Source organism: Chryseobacterium sp. UF-290 (assembly GCF_058245615.1).
On sequence record NZ_JBSICB010000006.1, the window covers coordinates 214,964 to 233,709 of the forward strand.

The 18,746-nt window shown below is 37.7% G+C and carries 21 protein-coding genes and 1 tRNA gene; 18 read left to right on the plus strand and 4 right to left on the minus strand.

Going from position 1 to position 18,746, the window contains the following annotated elements:
• Positions 1-61: 61 nt before the first annotated feature.
• Positions 62-424 carry a hypothetical protein gene (locus tag AC4IF5_RS09615; RefSeq protein WP_490733945.1) on the plus strand — a complete coding sequence of 121 codons (363 nt, stop codon included), beginning with the start codon at positions 62-64 and terminating at the stop codon, positions 422-424.
• Positions 425-838: 414 nt separating this feature from the next.
• Positions 839-912: transfer RNA gene (locus AC4IF5_RS09620), tRNA-Ala, on the plus strand.
• A 57-nt stretch (positions 913-969) separates the two neighbouring features.
• On the opposite strand, the gene AC4IF5_RS09625 is transcribed toward AC4IF5_RS09620, so the two are convergent.
• The gene (locus tag AC4IF5_RS09625; protein ID WP_490733947.1) at positions 970-1,542 is read right to left on the minus strand and encodes a YdeI/OmpD-associated family protein; all 573 of its coding nucleotides are present in this window, start codon (positions 1,540-1,542) and stop codon (positions 970-972) included.
• Positions 1,543-1,743: 201 nt separating this feature from the next.
• On the opposite strand from AC4IF5_RS09625, the gene AC4IF5_RS09630 reads away from it, so the two are divergent.
• Positions 1,744-2,118 carry a DoxX family protein gene (locus AC4IF5_RS09630; protein ID WP_490733949.1) on the plus strand — a complete coding sequence of 125 codons (375 nt, stop codon included), beginning with the start codon at positions 1,744-1,746 and terminating at the stop codon, positions 2,116-2,118.
• 102 nt (positions 2,119-2,220) lie between these two features.
• Here AC4IF5_RS09630 and AC4IF5_RS09635 read toward each other — a convergent pair whose 3' ends face one another.
• Complete coding sequence (locus AC4IF5_RS09635) at positions 2,221-2,589, minus strand: winged helix-turn-helix transcriptional regulator (protein WP_490733951.1); 369 nt, start codon at positions 2,587-2,589, stop codon at positions 2,221-2,223.
• Positions 2,590-2,853: 264 nt separating this feature from the next.
• Positions 2,854-3,537, minus strand: coding sequence for a hypothetical protein (locus tag AC4IF5_RS09640; RefSeq protein WP_490733953.1), 684 nt, complete (start codon positions 3,535-3,537; stop codon positions 2,854-2,856).
• Between the two features lie 574 nt (positions 3,538-4,111).
• Here AC4IF5_RS09640 and AC4IF5_RS09645 point away from each other — a divergent pair.
• Positions 4,112-4,480: a hypothetical protein gene (locus AC4IF5_RS09645; RefSeq protein WP_490733955.1), complete on the plus strand. Its 369-nt coding sequence runs from the start codon at positions 4,112-4,114 to the stop codon at positions 4,478-4,480.
• 36 nt (positions 4,481-4,516) lie between these two features.
• On the opposite strand, the gene AC4IF5_RS09650 is transcribed toward AC4IF5_RS09645, so the two are convergent.
• Entirely contained in the window at positions 4,517-5,155 is a 639-nt protein-coding gene (locus AC4IF5_RS09650; RefSeq protein WP_490733957.1) for a hypothetical protein, read from the minus strand.
• Positions 5,156-5,306: 151 nt separating this feature from the next.
• Here AC4IF5_RS09650 and AC4IF5_RS09655 point away from each other — a divergent pair, with 151 nt between their 5' ends.
• The 14 genes from AC4IF5_RS09655 (at position 5,307) to hisIE (ending at position 18,655) form a co-directional block, all read left to right on the plus strand.
• Entirely contained in the window at positions 5,307-5,882 is a 576-nt protein-coding gene (locus AC4IF5_RS09655; protein ID WP_490733959.1) for a C40 family peptidase, read from the plus strand.
• Between the two features lie 234 nt (positions 5,883-6,116).
• A complete protein-coding gene (locus AC4IF5_RS09660; RefSeq protein WP_490733961.1) occupies positions 6,117-6,929 on the plus strand; it encodes a 2,3,4,5-tetrahydropyridine-2,6-dicarboxylate N-succinyltransferase in 813 nt (270 codons plus the stop codon).
• Positions 6,930-6,960: 31 nt separating this feature from the next.
• Complete coding sequence (locus AC4IF5_RS09665; RefSeq protein ID WP_490733963.1) at positions 6,961-8,130, plus strand: glycosyltransferase family 87 protein; 1,170 nt, start codon at positions 6,961-6,963, stop codon at positions 8,128-8,130.
• Positions 8,131-8,135: 5 nt separating this feature from the next.
• Positions 8,136-9,065, plus strand: a complete 930-nt coding sequence (locus AC4IF5_RS09670; RefSeq protein ID WP_490733965.1) for a glycosyltransferase family 2 protein — start codon at positions 8,136-8,138, stop codon at positions 9,063-9,065.
• A gap of 1 nt (position 9,066) precedes the next feature.
• Positions 9,067-9,843 carry a polysaccharide deacetylase family protein gene (locus tag AC4IF5_RS09675; protein ID WP_490733967.1) on the plus strand — a complete coding sequence of 259 codons (777 nt, stop codon included), beginning with the start codon at positions 9,067-9,069 and terminating at the stop codon, positions 9,841-9,843.
• A gap of 90 nt (positions 9,844-9,933) precedes the next feature.
• Positions 9,934-11,031 carry a glycosyltransferase family 4 protein gene (locus AC4IF5_RS09680; RefSeq protein ID WP_490733969.1) on the plus strand — a complete coding sequence of 366 codons (1,098 nt, stop codon included), beginning with the start codon at positions 9,934-9,936 and terminating at the stop codon, positions 11,029-11,031.
• A 249-nt stretch (positions 11,032-11,280) separates the two neighbouring features.
• Positions 11,281-12,138 (plus strand): ATP phosphoribosyltransferase, encoded by an 858-nt coding sequence (hisG, locus tag AC4IF5_RS09685; protein WP_490733971.1) that lies wholly within the window; start codon positions 11,281-11,283, stop codon positions 12,136-12,138.
• A 259-nt stretch (positions 12,139-12,397) separates the two neighbouring features.
• Entirely contained in the window at positions 12,398-13,672 is a 1,275-nt protein-coding gene (gene hisD, locus AC4IF5_RS09690; protein WP_490733972.1) for a histidinol dehydrogenase, read from the plus strand.
• 4 nt (positions 13,673-13,676) lie between these two features.
• A complete protein-coding gene (gene hisC / locus AC4IF5_RS09695) occupies positions 13,677-14,708 on the plus strand; it encodes a histidinol-phosphate transaminase (RefSeq protein WP_490733974.1) in 1,032 nt (343 codons plus the stop codon).
• Entirely contained in the window at positions 14,705-15,799 is a 1,095-nt protein-coding gene (gene hisB / locus AC4IF5_RS09700; RefSeq protein WP_490733976.1) for a bifunctional histidinol-phosphatase/imidazoleglycerol-phosphate dehydratase HisB, read from the plus strand. The genes hisC and hisB overlap by 4 nt, the downstream gene beginning before the upstream one ends.
• A 122-nt stretch (positions 15,800-15,921) precedes the next feature.
• Entirely contained in the window at positions 15,922-16,503 is a 582-nt protein-coding gene (gene hisH / locus AC4IF5_RS09705; RefSeq protein ID WP_490733977.1) for an imidazole glycerol phosphate synthase subunit HisH, read from the plus strand.
• 100 nt (positions 16,504-16,603) lie between these two features.
• Positions 16,604-17,326, plus strand: coding sequence for a 1-(5-phosphoribosyl)-5-[(5-phosphoribosylamino)methylideneamino]imidazole-4-carboxamide isomerase (hisA, locus tag AC4IF5_RS09710; RefSeq protein ID WP_490733979.1), 723 nt, complete (start codon positions 16,604-16,606; stop codon positions 17,324-17,326).
• Entirely contained in the window at positions 17,319-18,071 is a 753-nt protein-coding gene (gene hisF, locus AC4IF5_RS09715) for an imidazole glycerol phosphate synthase subunit HisF (RefSeq protein WP_490733981.1), read from the plus strand. The genes hisA and hisF overlap by 8 nt, the downstream gene beginning before the upstream one ends.
• Positions 18,068-18,655, plus strand: a complete 588-nt coding sequence (gene hisIE / locus AC4IF5_RS09720) for a bifunctional phosphoribosyl-AMP cyclohydrolase/phosphoribosyl-ATP diphosphatase HisIE (protein ID WP_490733983.1) — start codon at positions 18,068-18,070, stop codon at positions 18,653-18,655. The genes hisF and hisIE overlap by 4 nt, the downstream gene beginning before the upstream one ends.
• Positions 18,656-18,746 lie beyond the last annotated feature (91 nt).

Sequence of the window (18,746 nt, forward strand, 5' to 3'; positions counted from 1 at the left end):
GGATTTTCATTGTCAGAATGGCTATTATACCTAATGATTATTTAATTTTCAAAGATTAGAGATGAGCTACAATATTCAAATATTCAGAACTGAGACCAGGGAACAGGAACAAAAATTAAATCGCGAAGATTTTTTTGACAATGAAGAGAATCTGGTTGCCTTTACGGGTCAGCAATTTCAACAGCTAAAAGAAAGACTTTTACAATATAAATATTACCTGACCCGGGAAGATCATTATGGGCTCCATTTCAATCATCAGGATGAAGATTACGGAAGTGTGCTGTTAACACCCAATGGTCTTTATTTTAATGCCAGCTGGAGTGGGAATTCAATTTTTGAAACCGGTATGATGGCCTCGGAATTGACGGATACCGGGGAGTTTGCCAAATATGATCCGCAGAATAACGGGTGGGAAGAAATCTAAGTGACTTCGGCTTGGATGAAATACAATTAGGTGCGCACATCTGATTTTGTAAACCAGAAAATTTCCGGAGAATACTTTATTTCTGAGCATACTTTCTTTTATATTAAAGAAGGAATAACGAAATGCTATGATGGGAGTAAGACCCAAATTTTCAAATCAAATGAATTGGGGCTGATCCGTAAAAACCGAACAAAAGAAAAAATCTCATCCTTATCCTTACCTGTTTGGACAGCTGAAATACAGATAAGCTCAACTGAAATTAATGGAGAGTACAAACATATAGTGCCCATTTGACCGGCTGCTTGCTGATCCTGGATCTTAATATTTAATTAATTCAAAGAAAAATCAAATAAAATATTTGTGCATATCATTTAAATACTTACTTTTGTACCGCTTCAAAATTGATGAAGAAATGGGGGATTGGCGCAGTTGGCTAGCGCGTTTGACTGGCAGTCAAAAGGTCACGGGTTCGAATCCCGTATTCTCCACTTGAAAATAAAAGGTTGTAATTCAAAATATTACAGCCTTTTTTATTGGTATTCCAGCTATTGCAACTGTCTGGGTTTCTTTTGTTGTGCTGCCTGTTCAGCTATTTCATCAATCCGCTTCTTTCGGGTTTCCGGACGTTTGGCCAATACAATCCACTGCAGGATCATTTTTTTTGCAGATTTGCTCAGTCCTGAAAAATACTCCTTTGCTCCCTTATACATTCTAAAGGCTTCATCCAGGTCTTCAGGGATTATCAGTTCTTCAACACTATCTAAGACAGACCACGAACCATTTTGCTGGGCAATTGTAATGGTTTTATAACCGGCTGAAGTCATTAGATTATTTTCTATAAGTTTTTGAACTTTTTCTTTGTTGATCTTTGACCAGGTACTATTGGGTTTACGTTTACTGAACAATTGCTTAAAAGAACATTCATCAACCGTTTTTTTTGTGCTGTCGATCCATCCAAAGCAAAGTGCTTCATCTACCAGCTCACTCCAGTGCACCGTAGGTAAATTGGATTTTTTGGTGTTGCAGACAAGCCATACGGACTGTTCGGTCTGATGATGGTGCTCCAGCCATTGTCTCCATTCTGTTTTTGTATTTATATGTACAGTTTGTCTTTCCATTGCAGAAGTAAAATTAGATAAGACTAATGACAACGGTCTGTCAGTATGATATTTTGAATACAGATTAAAAAATTACAATTCTGCATTCAAAAATTTATCACTATCCTCAGATACACCAGGACTTCCAAAATTCCCTTTCCCTACAATTTAGTAAGTAAACAAAAAAAAGTAAATTTTTTGTGAAATTTGTAAAAAAAAGAAATGGAAATTATCAAAACCGTTATTTACTGGATAAGCTATGCCTATTATTTGTATGTTTTTGGATACGCTTCCTTATTCAAGGTATTCCAGAAACCTTCTATGATGGAAAGCATGAGATCTCTGGGATTTAATACAGCCTGGACGATTCTTATCGGAGTATTGGAATTACTGGGAGTGCTGCTGCTGGTAACAGGACTGTTTAAACCTCAGTTCAGAAATATCGCCGCATTATATTTATTTCCTTTTGCGATAGGTGCGTTTACTTCTCATATGGCACATCAGGAATATAATCATTATTATAACTCTTTAATAATGTGCATTATTTCTGTTGTTTTGCTTGTATTAGACAAGAACTTTAGGATTATTGTGGGGTAGAATCTTAAAAATAACCTCCCGATTTTATTCTTGCCACGAGTGTACTGATAATTTGTGCATTCGTGGCAAAAATATTATATAAAAGCTGAGTTCAGAACAATTTCATTTACTAAACCTTTTACGTTCCGGTTGATCCCCCCAACGGTCCATCAGATCGAATATTTCTTTTAGGGAATATCCTTTTTCAGTAAGGGAGTATTCTACTTTTGGAGGGAATCCGGCATATTCAATCTTTTCTATCAGGCTGTCATTTTCAAGCTCTTTTAACTTTGCGCTGAGTATCCGTTCAGAAATTCCGGTGAGCTTTTCCTTAAGCTCAGAATACCTTAACTTCTGATGGTTTAAAAGATAGGCGAGGATATTAATTTTCCATCGTCCTCCTATCATCGACAGGGTGACTGACAGGCCACAATTGTTTTTCCAGTAAATTTCATTGTCATAATTGGTTGAGCTTTCTTTTCTGGTTGTCATCTGAAGCTGTTGTATTGAGTGAATAATCCGAAGGGTATCAGCTATTTCAAACGTTAAAATGAGATATCAGACAATAAAAATATCTTTTTCCTGATTTTTATATATTTAAAACTGATATAGCTGCCATACTTTAAAGTAAATGTACAAAAAAGGAATATAAGACCTTATAAAATTATCTGGAAAGATGAAAATAGGGAAAATATTGAAAAAACAGCCACAATCATCATTGTGGCCGTTTCTTATGAAATCAGATATGGTATAATATTATAAGCTTCTTGACCGAGCGATGCTGAGCAGATATACAAGATGCGCATACATGCTTCTCTTTACAGATTCTATTTTTATATCTCCGGTTGTCTGGTTAATAGTCGTTACCAGATCCGTATTGCATTGTCCGTTAAAATTTCCGCTTCCTAAATAATTTGCAGAATTAGCAGCTGGATAGGAAATTCTGGGATAATCCGGTGCTGTTTGGTTGGCAACAGCGGAAGTATTTGAAAATCCTTTATTATCAATATACCGGGCGGTCCATGAACCTAAGAATTGTCCGTTACCTGTATTAATTCCTTGTCCCACTACGACTTGTGTGTCTACAGGATTGGTAAACCCTGCACAGGATGTATAATGATTTAAAGAAACAGTACAGGAAGAGGCATTGTCTCCGGGTTGAAAGCATTTTCCTTCATATACCGTGAATCTTTGTTCGGTGGAGGACATGGAAGTGTTTAATAAAGCTTTCGGAGCAAAAATCTCTTCAGGAGAGATCAGCATCAGAACTCCATGGGCATCAGCAGCAACGATTTTATTTTCAGGATTTGAAAGTCCTCTTACCCTTACCAGTCCATTTACATCTAAAGTTTGAGTAGGAGCGGTCGTGTTGATTCCTACCTGAGCGCTTAAACTCCCATAAGATACAAGTATGGACAAAAAGAATGTCTTTGTTTTCATGTTTATAATTTGAATAGGTTTATTTTTTCACTAAGTTAAGAAATATCTTATAAATGGGAATAAAAATTTGTTTAAAATGAAAAGTAAAGTAATTTTAAAATAAAATTGAATTAATTAAGGTAAATTTTAAATCTATGAGCCTGTTTAAATTTGTATTAAAATATTATTTCTCGCTGATTTTGCAAATTTCGCTGATTTGATTTACGAATAATGATCTGCTGAATCGGCAAAATCAGCGGGAAAATAAAAAAACAAAGTGTTAAATTAATTAGACGAAATGATTAGCAATTAAATTTAAACACACCTATATTTTCTCAAAATAACTTGGAATTTATACATCTGAAATTTGTTTGAAAAATATTTGTATTTTAGCCGGAATAGGTTGTTTTTTAACAAACATATTGGAGACTGATTAAAATTCAGATAATTTGAATAAAAAATTAGTAGATTTGCACGGAACAAAAAATAATAAATATTAAACATTATTTCTCTGCAGCATAAGTTTCAGCTATGAAATATCATCATGCAAGAGAGAATAATAACAGGAACTTTTAGGATATAAACTACTGAAACTATGAAGAAATTTTTTTTACTTTTATTAACGGCGTTTTTATTTATCGGTTGCAGCTCAGATGACGATACCATTTATGATTATGTAGGAACATGGTCTGGTACGTATGACGGGAGTGATAATGGAGTCTGGAATATCGTGGTAGATACCAATGGCAAGGTGGTAGGAACCATGCATTCCGATGTTACCGATGAAAATTATAATATTTCCGGAAATTTAAGTGAGACAGGAGACCTCAATGCAAGAGTAGGACTTCCGTCAGAAGGAGATTTTAAAGGAAAGCTGGACACCGATAAAAAAGGAAGCGGAAGCTGGTCCAATTCAATTCCTACCCCTGCATTATCAGGATCATGGAAAGGAGAAAAGAAATAAATAAAAAGTCTGCATGTCATCATGCAGACTTTTTATTTATACGAAACCCATATGGGTTATTTCATCATCTTCATTCTTCAGTGCAATAAAATAGAGCAGAAAGTCCTGCTCTGAAAAATATTTCTTAAAAGCTATTTCCTGGTGCTGACCCAAGGAAACTGTTTCTTCAGCATATTCTGTAATATAATTTTCAGAGTTCAGTTTTATCGTTAGGATAACAGCCTTATCCGCTCTATAACTACCGTTCATACATAATCTATGCCCCTGAACTTTAATGCTGTCAGCGATATTCTTCTTTTCACCAAATTGAAACGCTCTGAGAAGCTGCTTCCCTTCTTCCGTTTTTAATCCGTTCTCCACATTTCGTTTCCCTCTTCCGGAAACCAAATCCAGATCTTTTATTTCAGTCATCAGTTTTGCAAACTTCTGGTAGAGGAGGGGATCTCCTGCTGCTTTAATGTAGGCGTCCAAACTGCTTCTTATCGCTTTTCCTATTTTGGAACAATGCCCGAATTCCGAACTGTTTTGCCGTACCTTCTCATAAGACGGATTCTTTTTAAAAGCCGTTTTATTGAATCCGCTTTTCTTCCGGACTACATTTTTTCCGTTCAGATTATAAAATACAAGGTCACCCACAGCACCGGTGATCCTGATCAGACTTTCATAGGTTGCCATAATATCAAATTGGCTTCAAATATACTAATAAATGAATGAAAACAAAATTTTAACATATATTTATAATATAGTTGTAGTATAGTTCTACTATAATTAAAATATAAAATGTATCTTTGTGAAGTATTAGTAATGAAGTATAAATCAGATGAATATGGGATCGGGATTATTATTTGAAAAGAAAATAAGCATCAGAAAGCTGTCTGTTTTACTGATTGCATCTGCTTTTGTGGTTTCCTGCGGCTCTTCCAAAAATGCTTCTGCCAGCAAGAGATCAGGAACCAAAACGGTAGCGAAATCTGAAAACCTCCGAAAGCTGGATTCTAAATTTGACGGTAAAGTACCAAGATCTGTCAGTGATATTCTGAAGGATGCTGAAAAATACCTTGGAACCCCTTACAGATTTGGAGGAAACACATCATCAGGATTTGATTGTTCCGGATTTACGGTGAAAGTTTTTGGAGAAAATGATTTTAACCTTCCGAGAAGATCTTCTGACCAGGCTGAAACAGGAAAGAATATTGATATCAGGGACGTGAAACCGGGCGATTTGCTTTTTTTTGCTACGGCAGGAGGAAGCAGGGTGTCACATGTGGGTATCGTTCATGATATCGGGCCTGATGGAGAAGTGAAATTCATTCACGCCTCAACATCCAAAGGAGTCATTATTTCCTCTCTGAATGAAAAATACTGGAACAAAGCATATCTTCACGCCCAAAGGGTTTTATAAAACAACCTTAGTATTCCGGTGAAGAACAGTACGTTTGCATTTAATGCAGATACAGAAATACAACTTGAAGAGAAACATCAGATAAAAGAGCATGAACGAATCTGTCTTGTTTGTAAAAAGAGGGTTGGATGACATGATAAGCCTTTATTAAAAGCATAACGTTAAAAGCCGTTTTGCTGAACTTTTTTGTATCTTTGGCCGGTATAATTTTTCAAACTAATTTAAATAAGAAACATGTCGTTACAACAAACTATTGAAAACATTTGGGATAATAGAGACCTATTACAAAATGAAGACAGCCAGAAAGCGATCAGAGAAGTGGTATCTTTATTAGATTCAGGAGAACTTCGTGTAGCTGAACCTACGGAAAACGGATGGCAGGTCAATGAATGGGTAAAGAAAGCGGTCGTAATGTATTTCCCGATCCAGAAGATGGAAACTATTGAAGTAGGACCATTTGAATTTCATGACAAGATTCCTTTAAAGAAAAATTATGCGGAAAAAGGAGTAAGAGTGGTACCTCATGCTATCGCAAGAGAAGGCTCATTCGTAGCTTCAGGGGTGATTATGATGCCGTCTTACGTAAACATCGGAGCTTATGTAGATTCGGGAACCATGGTGGATACCTGGGCTACGGTAGGAAGTTGTGCGCAGATCGGTAAAAACGTTCACCTGAGTGGGGGTGTAGGTATCGGTGGTGTACTGGAACCATTACAGGCGGCTCCGGTAATCATTGAAGACGACTGCTTCATCGGTTCAAGATGTATTGTGGTAGAAGGAGTTCACGTAGAAAAAGAAGCGGTATTGGGAGCGAATGTTGTTCTTACAGCGTCTACAAAAATTATTGATGTGACAGGAGATCAGCCTGTTGAAATCAAAGGAAGAGTTCCCGCACGTTCTGTGGTAATCCCCGGAAGCTACACAAAACAGTATCCTGCAGGAGAATATCAGGTTCCATGTGCGTTGATCATTGGCCAGAGAAAAGAATCTACAGATAAGAAAACATCTCTGAACGATGCATTGAGAGATAATAATGTAGCTGTTTAAGATTAATTTTTTAAGCTAATACCACCCCATTTTGAAAGAAAAATTTCTTAAAATATTGCTAAACCCTAAATATATATTTGGGGTTTATCTTATTATATCGGTCGTTACAGCGATTTCCAAATATCTGAGAGGCGATTATGCGATCAATAATTATCTGATCTTTAAAAATGTATTCTTTAATACCATTCATCAGAAAAACTTATTTATCCACTATCCTGATCTTTATTTTGATCTGAACCATTATGGTGTTTTTTTCAGTGCGCTGATCGCTCCGTTTGCGATGATGCCTGATTGGCTGGGAATTTCCCTTTGGAATATTGCCAATACGTTCATTTTCGTCTATGGCGTTTATAGACTGCCGTTTTCAGATGCTAAAAAAGCCGTTTTCGGACTGCTATGCCTTCAGGAATACATTACCGCGGCTTTGAGCTTGCAGTTTAATGTCGCTTTAACAGGACTTTTACTATTGTCTGCGGTGTATATCTATGAAAGAAAAGAAGTAAAATCCGTAACAGCGATCTTAATAGGAATATTTGTGAAGATCTATGGAATTGTAGGTCTTACACAGTTTTTCTTTATTAAAAATAAGAGTAAATTTATTCTTTCAGGAGTTGCCATTGCCATTCTGTTCTTTGTCCTGCCAATGGCCTATTCAAGTCCGGAATTTGTGATCCAGTGTTACTCGGACTGGTTTCAGTCTATTGTAGAGAAGAACAATGAAAATCAGGTATTGGGAAATATGCAGGATATCTCATTAATGGGGTTTGTCAGAAGAATTCTAGGCGACGCTTCCATTTCCAATCTTGTTTTCCTGGCCTTTGGATTACCGCTTTTTGCGCTTCCATATATCAGAATAAAGCAATATAAGCATTATGCTTTCCAGTTGATGATATTAGCTTCAACTTTACTGTTTCTGGTATTGTTCAGCTCCAGTTCAGAATCTCCAACCTACATCATTGCAGTAGTGGGAGTACTGATATGGTTTTTCCTTCAGAAGGAAAGAACGCCGCTCATCACCGGATTACTGGTATTTGTCATTATTTTCACCTGTTTTTCCACTTCGGATCTTTTTCCAAAATTTGTAAAAGAGAATTATATTATCAAATATTCATTAAAAGCAGTACCTTGTATTGTGATCTGGTTGAGAGTGACGTATGAACTTTTAACGAAAGATTTTGAGAAAAATTACAGCCTGAATTAGTGCATATGAAGAAAATTTCAATTGTAATTCCTGCCTATAACGAAGAAGGAAACGTTGCTATGATCCATCAGAAGATCAAAGAAGTTTTTGATGGCCTGCATCACTATGATTTTGAAATCATATTTGTAAATGATGGCAGCCGTGACAATACCCAGCAGAAACTGGAAGAACTTTCCAGTCAGTATGAAGAAGTGAAATTCATTGAATTCTCAAGAAACTTCGGACATCAGCCTGCAGTAAAAGCCGGAATGGACAATGCCCACGGAAACGCTGTCATTTCTATGGATGGAGATCTCCAGCATCCGCCTGAACTGATTCCTGAGATGATAGAAAAATGGGAGGAGGGCTATGATATCGTCTTTACGATCAGGACCTATCCCAAAGAAATTTCTTATTTCAAAAGAAAGACATCCGATCTTTTCTATAAACTGTTATCAAGCTTATCAGATGTTAATCTGACGAAAGGGGGAGGATCAGATTTCAGGTTGATGGATGCCAGTGCTGTGGAAGTAATACGAACGTTCAATGAAGATGATCTGTTTTTGAGAGGGCTGACAAGCTGGATGGGATTCAGGCAAACCGGAATTGACTTCAAGGCTCATGAAAGATTATATGGACAAAGCAGCTATAATCTTAAAAAGATGTTTACCTTCGCCTTTACAGGGATCACAGCTTTCAGTGTGAAACCCCTTTATCTGGCGGCTTATTTAGGGTTTTTATTTTCCGCTATTTCCATTATCGGGTATGGGGTGTATGTCATTCATTCATTTATTGCAAAAACAGAGATATCAGGTTGGGCCTCATTGATTATGACTATTGTCTTCTTTGGAGGGCTGCAGCTGATTATTATGGGGATTATGGGAATTTATTTAGGCAAAATATTCAAACAGGTGAAAGACAGACCTAATTATATTATTAAAAACAAAAATTTTTAGAATGGTTTTATTGAGTTTTGACATTGAAGAATTTGATATGCCATTAGAATATAAGGGTAAGATTCCCTTTGAAAAGCAAATTTCAATTTCGCAGACCGGATTAGAAAGGATACTGGATATCCTTAAAAAACATAACGCCAAAGCTACTTTTTTTTCTACGGTAGTCTTTGCAGAAAACAGTAAACACCTTATCGAAAGGTTATTAAAGGAAGGGCATGAGCTGGCTTCCCATACATGGTTTCATTCAGAATTTGAAGACAGACATCTGAAAGAATCACGGGAGAAACTGGAAGAATTATTCTCCACGAAAGTAACAGGACTGAGAATGCCAAGAATGATGCCTGTGGATGAAAAAGAGGTTGAAAAGGCAGGATATTCCTACAATTCCTCTATCAATCCTACATTTTTACCCGGAAGGTATAATAATTTAAAAGTATCAAGAACCTACTACAAAGAAGGAAATGTAATCCAGGTTCCGGCATCAGTGTCTCCTAATTTCAGAATTCCTTTATTCTGGCTGAGCTTTCATAACTTTCCTCTGTCATTTTATAAAAAACTGGCTTCCGATACGTTGAAACAGGATAAATATCTCAATATTTATTTCCATCCGTGGGAATTTGCGGAGATCAGGGATGCAGCCTTTAAGCTTCCCGGCTTTACGGTAAAGAATTCAGGAAAAGATATGGTAGAAAGGTTCGATTCATTGGTGGGATGGCTGAAAGAGAAGGGCCAGACATTTGGTACGTTTCAGGAATTTCAAAAGCAGATACAGCGATAAAACCATCATCTGCGGCATTTCCTGCTCAACAAAATACGGGTGAAAAATGATGATTGCATATAGCCTTATAATAAAAATAAACAGATACATATGAAAATTGCCTTTGACGCAAAACGTTTTTTCCATAATACGTCCGGCCTGGGCAACTATTCAAGGGATCTTGTGAGAATTCTTTCTGAATACGAACCGGATCATGAATACCTGCTGCTCAATAAGAACAGATCTGAGCGCGGAAAGGATATTCTTGCACATCCCAATGTGAAGTTTGTCCAAACCTCAAAAGGAAACTTCTCCCGTCAGTTTAAAATGGGGAAGGATGCCCAGAAACAGGGAGCCGATATTTTTCATGGCCTGTCAGGAGAATTACCTTTAAAATGGAATAAAACACCGATTAAAAAGGTCGTTACGATTCATGATCTGATCTTTATAAGATATCCGCAGTATTATTCTTTCTTTGACAGAAAAATACACTTCTGGAAGTTTAAAAAGGCGGCTGAGCTGGCAGATAAGATCATTGCAATCTCAGAGCAGACCAAAAGAGATATCATTCAATATTTACATGTTCCTGAAAGCAAGATCGAGGTGATCTATCAGGGATGCCATCATGCATTTAAAGAACAGCAGGCTCCCGAACTTATGGCGGCAACGAAAGATAAGTACAAGCTTCCTGAAAGATTCATCCTGAATGTGGGAACCATCGAAGACCGGAAAAATCTTTTGAATGTTGTAAAATCGATTAACGGAACAGAAATTCCATTGGTTGTTGTAGGAAGAAAGACGAAATATTATCAGAAAATTGCAAGCTATCTTAAAAAAAATAAGATGGAAAAGCAGGTTGTATTTCTGGAAGGGGTTTCTATGGATGAGCTGGCCGTGATCTATAAGCTGGCCGATATTTTTGTCTACCCAAGCTTCTTTGAAGGTTTCGGAATTCCCATTATTGAAGCTCTTTTTTCGAGTACCGTGGTGGTGACAAGCAATACAAGCTGCCTGCCTGAGGCGGGAGGAAATGACTCCGTGTATATCGCCCCGGATAATGATCTTGATATCAGAGCAAAGATCAGATTTCTATGGGAAAATGAATCCGAAAGAAAACGCCGTGCAGAAAAGGGTTTTGAGTTTGTTCAGAAGTTCAATGATGAACCGATCGCAAAAGAATTGATGGACCTTTATCAAAAAATTATCTGAAAAAACTTTGAATATTAAAAATAAATCCTACATTTGCATCATAATTCAATACAATGAAACCAATATTTTTAGCATTACATCATTATCATCATCATCTCTGTTAGGCGGAATTGATTGATATATGTTTGTGCTAAAATCAAAAATAATTAAAACCGTCTGAGTAAATAGACGGTTTTTTTGTTTTCTGAATTCTCCTTAGAAATCTTCAACAGATCAGTTTTTTATTTACTCGGACCCAAAAAATACGAAATGAGTAAATTAAAAATTGCGATCCAAAAAAGCGGCCGGCTTTACGAAGAATCCTTACAGCTTCTCAAAGACTGCGGAATATTTGTCAACAACGGAAAAGACCAGCTTAAAGTTTCTGTAGACAACTTTCCTATGGAAATTATGTATCTCCGGAATTCCGATATCCCGCAATATCTTGAAGACGGAGTCGTGGATGTTGCCATCGTAGGCGAAAATCTTTTGATTGAAAAACAAAAAAACATTCAGATCATAGAGAAGCTTGGATTTTCAAAATGCCGTGTTTCCATCGCTGTTCCCAAGGAAGTTGAAACCGACGATCCTGCTTATTTTCAAGGCAAAAAAATTGCCACTTCTTATCCGAATACCCTTAAAAATTTTCTGGACAAAAAAGGAATCACATCAGATATTCATGTCATTTCCGGCTCTGTGGAAATAGCCCCCAATATCGGACTGGCAGACGGAATCTGTGATATTGTAAGCTCGGGAAGTACTTTATTTAAAAACGGATTAAGAGAAACGGTTACATTACTGAAGTCAGAAGCGGTGCTTGCTCAAACGCCTCAGCTTTCTCCGGAAAAAGCAACCATTCTCGAAAAATTTCTGTTCAGGATCAAAGCCGTTTTAAAAGCGAAGAACTCAAAATATATTCTGATGAATGTTCCCAACGATAACATTCAAAAGGTAGCTGATGTTCTTCCGGTACTGAAAAGCCCAACAGTTATTCCATTGGCAGAAAAGGACTGGAGCAGTATTCATTCCGTCATCGATGAAGAAAGGTTCTGGGAAGTTATTGATGAACTCAAAGAAAACGGAGCCCAGGATATTTTAATCATCCCCATTGATAAAATGGTCATTTAAAAATAATTTAACGGGTGACAAAGAATAATAAATGTGTAAAAGAAATTAAGAAATTAAGAAATTAAGAAATTAAGAAATTAAGAAATTAAGAAATTAAGAAAAATTAGGTACTGATCAAAGGATAGATCAAGAGTGGATAAAGAATATTGTTGAAGAAATAGAATCCTATGATTTTCATGATCCTTAATCACTTATAAAGACTTAAAGGAACCTTAATGGTTTAAGAAAAATTGTCCTGCACTAAGAAAAAATAATACAAATGAAAATATACAGATATCCGAAGAAAGAAACATGGGCTGACCTGGTAAAGCGACCGGTTTTCAAACAGGAAGAGATTTCAGGCCTTATCAGAGATATTTTTGCAAAAGTTGAAAAGAACGGAGATAAAGCTTTGATAGCATTCAACAAGAAATTCGATAACGCAGAAACAAAAAGCATTGTTGTGTCTGAAACTGAGATTGAATCTGCTGAAAACCAGATAAAAGCTGATCTGAAAAAAGCGATCCGGCAGGCAAAAGAAAATATTGCCAGATTTCATGAATCACAGCGTACAGAAATCCAAAAGATTGAAACCACAAAAGGAGTTATTTGCTGGAGAGAAAACCGGGCAGTAGAAAAGGTGGGTATTTATATTCCGGGAGGAACAGCTCCATTATTCTCAACGGTGTTGATGCTGGCTGTACCTGCGAACCTGGCAGGATGTAAAGAAATCATTCTTTGTACACCGCCGGATAAGGATGGGAATGTCAATCCGGCTATTTTATATGCGGCGAAGCTCTGCGGAGTTTCTGCGATTTATAAAACCGGAGGAGCACAGGCGGTTGCAGCAATGACCTTGGGAACAGCAAGTATTCCGGCAGTAAATAAGATCTTTGGACCCGGAAATCAGTTTGTGGTAGCTGCCAAAGAATATGCCCAGCGCTATGGAGTGGCTATCGATATGCCGGCAGGTCCGAGCGAAGTCCTTGTGATCGCAGATAAACAGGCTGTTCCTGAATTCTGCGCAGCAGATCTTCTTTCACAGGCAGAGCACGGTAATGACAGTCAGGTAATTTTCATCACAACGGATATTAAAGTCTTTAATGAGACGATCGAGGCTGTTGGACAGCAAGTCAGAGATTTACCAAGGAATGAAATTGCAGAATCCGCATTGGAAAACAGCTCGTTCATTCTGATAGAAACTCTTGAAGAAGCTCTTGGGTTCAGCAATCTTTACGCCCCGGAGCACCTTATTCTGGCAATAAAAGATTTTGAGGAATATATTCAGCTGATCCGGAACGCCGGTTCTGTTTTTCTGGGAAATTACTCCTGCGAGAGTGCCGGAGACTATGCCAGCGGAACCAATCACACGCTGCCTACCAATGCCTATGCAAAGAATTATAGCGGAGTGTCTCTGGACAGCTTTGTAAAAAAGATTACGTTTCAGCACCTTTCAAAAGACGGCCTTCGGAATTTAGGAAAAACAATAGAAACAATGGCAGAGGCAGAAGGCCTGTTTGCCCACAAAAACGCAGTATCAATACGATTAAAATAATACAATGAAAAACAATACGATCAATACCTTAGTAAGAGAAAATATTTTAAAACTACAGCCTTATATAAGCTTCAGGGATCATAATGAATTCAGTGCTCCGGTATTTTTGGATGCCAATGAAAGCCCTTTCGGGGAATGCAACCGCTATCCGGACTCTACACAGAAAAAGCTTAAAAACAGATTAGCCGAACTTAAAAATATATTACCATCACAGATTGCTATAGGAAATGGCAGTGACGAACTTATTGATCTGATCATTAAAATTTTCTGCGAACCTAAAAAAGATTCCATCCTGATGATGAATCCTTCCTTTGCCATGTATGGTTTTTATGCTGCCATCAATGAAAATAAAGTTGTACAGCTTCATCTGGATGAGAATTTTGGTATTGTAAAAGATGATTTTTTAAATAATGTAAAAGATGGATCTGTAAAGGTTTTCTTTCTATGCTCTCCCAATAACCCAACAGGGAATAGTATAGAGGATATTGAATTTTATCTTCAGAATTTTAACGGAATTGTTGTCGTAGATGAAGCCTATATTGAATTCTCCGGGAAAAGATCAAGTCTGGAGCTGCTGGATCAATATCCGAACCTGATTGTTCTTCAGACATTTTCCAAAGCCTGGGGAATTGCAGGCGCACGAGTAGGTACCGCTTATTCCTCTGAAGAGATCATCACTCTGATCAACACTGTAAAAGCTCCTTATAATGTGAATGTATTGAGCCAGGAACTGATCCTGAAGACTCTGGATGACGAAAATAAACTTAAAGAAAACGTAAACCGTATCCTCACAGAAAGAATATGGCTCCAGGAACAGTTTAAAGATATTGATTGTATTGAAAAAGTCTTTCCGACGGATGCCAACTTCTTTTTAATTAAAATGAAAGATGTGGAACAGGTATATGGAAAGATGCTGGAAAAGGAAATTCTGACAAGCCGAAGAGACCCTGCGATCCAGGGATGCATCAGAATCAATATAGGAAACCGGCAGGAAAATGAAAAACTTATTAATCTTTTAAAAAGCCTGTCAATATGAAAAAAGTCCTTTTTATAGACCGGGACGGAACATTGATCATCGAACCTTCTACAGATTTTCAGGTGGATTCGCTGGAAAAGCTGGAGTTCTATCCGGGAGTCTTTCAAAATCTTTCAAAGATTGCCGGCGAGCTTGATTATGAATTGGTGATGGTGACCAATCAGGATGGACTGGGAACGGAAAGCTTGCCTTTTGAAGATTTCATTAAGCCTCACGAAAAGATGCTGAAAGCCTTCGAAAATGAAGGCATCATCTTCAGTGATATTTTAATTGATAAAAGCTTTGAACATGAAAATCTGCCAACACGCAAACCCGGGGTCGGCATGCTGGCAAAATATATTTACGGGAATTATGATCTTGAAAATTCTTATGTAATTGGTGATAGAATTACAGATGTTCAATTGGCTAAAAACATGGGTGCTAAATCTATTTTTCTAAATAAAAACTTTAATGAAAAAGCAGAGTTTACCACAACATCATGGGCAGAGATTTATCAGTTTTTAAAGAGCGGAATGAGGAAGGCAAAAGTATACAGAAAGACCAATGAAACAGAAATCTCGATTGAAGTGAATATTGACGGAAGCGGGAAATCTGAAATTTCAACAGGGCTTCATTTCTTTGACCATATGCTTGATCAGATCGCCAGACACGGAAATATGGATCTTACCGTAAAAGTGAATGGTGACCTTGCGGTAGATGAGCACCACACGATAGAAGATGCGGGGATTGTGCTGGGAGAAGCTGTTATAAAGGCTTTAGGAAAGAAAAAAGGAATTGAAAGATATGGTTTTCTGCTTCCAATGGATGACTGTCTGTCTCAGGTCGCCATCGATTTCGGGGGCAGGCCGTGGCTGGTTTGGGATGCTGAATTTAAAAGAGAGAAAATCGGTGATGTGCCTACAGAAATGTTCTTCCACTTCTTTAAATCTTTTACAGACTCCTCAAAATCCAATCTGAATATCAAAGCAGAAGGGGATAACGAGCACCACAAAATAGAATCTGTTTTCAAAGCATTTGCAAAAGCGATGAAAATGGCTGTCAACCAATCGGATGCTAATTACAGTCTGCCTTCTACAAAGGGGAGTTTATGAATATGTAGCAATTAGAAATTAGACATTAGACATTAGAAGTTAGAAACTGCTGATTGGATTCTGATTTAAAATCAGCTGTATCAGCTTCAGGCTGAAGTAAACTATTCAATTATTTTAAAACTATGATAGCAATAATAAAATATAATGGAGGAAATGTCAATTCTGTTCAGAATGCTTTGGACAGGTTGAAAGTAAATTCTGTCATCACGGATGATCCGGAACTGATTATAAAAGCTGATAAGGTGATATTCCCTGGTGTGGGTGAGGCATCATCTACCATGAAACTGTTAAAGGAAAAAGGACTTGATGCACTTATTCCAGGCTTGAAGCAGCCTGTTTTGGGAATATGTCTGGGAATGCAGCTGATGTGTAAGCATAATGAAGAAGGAAATACTGAAGGAATGGGGATATTTGATATCAGGGTCAGAAAGTTTCCACCACAGGATCTGGTTCCTCATATGGGCTGGAATACAGTTTCAGGACAGGATTCTCCGGTGCTCTCCGGGATCAGGCGGGAAAGTGATGTCTACTTTGTGCACAGCTATTATTGCGAACTGTCAGACTACACGACTTCTGTTTGTGATTATATCCTACCTTTCAGTGCTTCCCTGCAGAAAGATAATTTCCATGCTGTGCAGTTTCACCCGGAAAAATCGGGAAGTGTGGGCAATCTTATATTGAGCAACTTTATCAACCTTTCATGATGGAATGCCTATGATGTATTTTACAGAAATAGCATAAATCAAGGCATTTCAATCAACAAAAATAATAACCGCAGAAGACGGCAACCTAAAAAATAGACGAATGAAAATTATTCCGGCAATTGATATTATAGACGGCAAATGTGTCCGTCTTTCAAAAGGAGATTACAGTACAAAAAAAATATACAATGAAGACCCTGTAGAAGTGGCGAAAGAGTTTGAAAGCTTTGGAATTCGCTTTCTTCACCTGGTGGACCTCGATGGAGCAAAATCAAAACATATTGTGAATCAGAAAGTTTTGGAGGAAATTGCCAGATCGACTTCATTGCATATTGATTTTGGAGGTGGTTTAAAAACCCGGCAGGATATAGAAACAGCATTTGATTCCGGAGCCAGGCAGATCACGTTGGGAAGCATAGCCGTTCAGGACCCGGAGTTTTGTTATCAAGCCATTGAAAGATATGGTGCTGATAAGATCATTCTGGGAGCAGATTTTGAAGACCGGAAGATCAGGACTTCAGGCTGGCAGGAAGGCAGTGACAGAGATGTTGTTGACTTCATTCTCCATTATCAGGAAAAAGGAGTTCAAGCTGCGATATGTACTGATATTTCAAAGGATGGAATGCTGGAAGGTCCTTCCACAGGCCTGTATATTGAGATTTTATATAAAACGGCAGTGCAGCTGACAGCGAGCGGCGGAATCTCAGGCATCAAAGATGTCTATAAAATGAAAGATATCGGATGTTCCGGAGCTATTATAGGAAAAGCTATTTATGAAGGCAGAATAAGCTTACAACAACTTCAAAATTTCATTGAAAATGCTTAAAAAAAGAATTATTCCATGTCTGGATATCAAAGACGGATGTACGGTAAAGGGAATCAATTTTGAAGACCTTAAGAATGCCGGAGATCCTGTGGAACTGGCCAAAAAATATGAACAGGAAGGAGCTGATGAGCTTGTCTTTCTCGATATTACGGCGACTCTTGAAAACAGGAAAACATTTGTGGGGCTGGTAAAGGACATTGCAAAGGAACTTAGCATTCCGTTTACCGTAGGAGGTGGAATTTCTACGGTTGAGGATGTGAGAAGGCTTCTGGAAGCCGGTGCGGATAAGATCAGTGTCAATTCTTCTGCGGTAAAAGATCCGCAGCTGATCTCTGAGCTGGCAAAAGAATTCGGAAGTCAGTGTGTTGTAGTCGCCATTGATACAAAACGGGTAGGGAATTCAGATCTTGTTCACATTAAAGGCGGAAAACAGGCAACTGACCTGAATACTTTGGAGTGGGCAAAAAAAGCCACTTCATTGGGAGCCGGTGAAATCCTTTTGACTTCTATGGATGGGGACGGAACAAAAAGCGGTTTTGATCTCCGGGTCACAAAGCTTGTTTCGGAAAATATCAGCATTCCGGTGATCGCTTCCGGAGGAGCAGGAACCGTTGCCGATTTTATTAAAGCATTCAATGAGACAAAAGCTACAGGAGCATTGGCAGCCAGCATTTTTCATTTTGGAGAATTAAGCATTCAGGAATTAAAGCAACAGTTAAAAACACAAAATGTAGAAATACGATGAATATTGATTTTAATAAAGATAATGGCCTTGTTCCTGTAATTATTCAGGATGACAGAACCCTGCAGGTTTTAATGTTAGGTTATATGAATGAAGAAGCTTTTGAAAAGACAAAAAAAGAAGGAAGAGTTACTTTTTTCAGCCGTTCCAAAAACAGGCTGTGGACCAAAGGAGAGGAGTCGAGTAATTTTTTAACGGTCAAAAGCATAGATACAGACTGTGATCAGGATACGGTTTTAATCAAAGCTGTACCCAGAAATGTGGTGTGCCATACCGGAAGCTTTAGCTGCTTCGGACAAAAGGATTCAAAAGGCTTTTTATATGAGCTGGAAGAAAAGGTATCCCAAAGGATCGACAGCAAAGCAGAAGATTCCTATACCTATTCACTATACAGCCGGGGAATCAATAAGGTTGCTCAAAAAGTAGGAGAGGAAGCGGTAGAACTCGTGATTGAAGCCAAGGATCATGATGAAGATCTCTTCAAAAATGAAGCAGCCGATCTGCTTTATCATTTCCTGATCTTATTGAAAGCGAAAGGATTTTCGTTGGAAGATATAGAAAAAGTCCTTCGAAACAGAAACAGATAAACCTTTGAAATACATGATAAGTGTTTAATATAAATTTTATCAGAGATAAATTATTAGCAATTAAATTTAAACAGGCTCATAGACTTTGCGC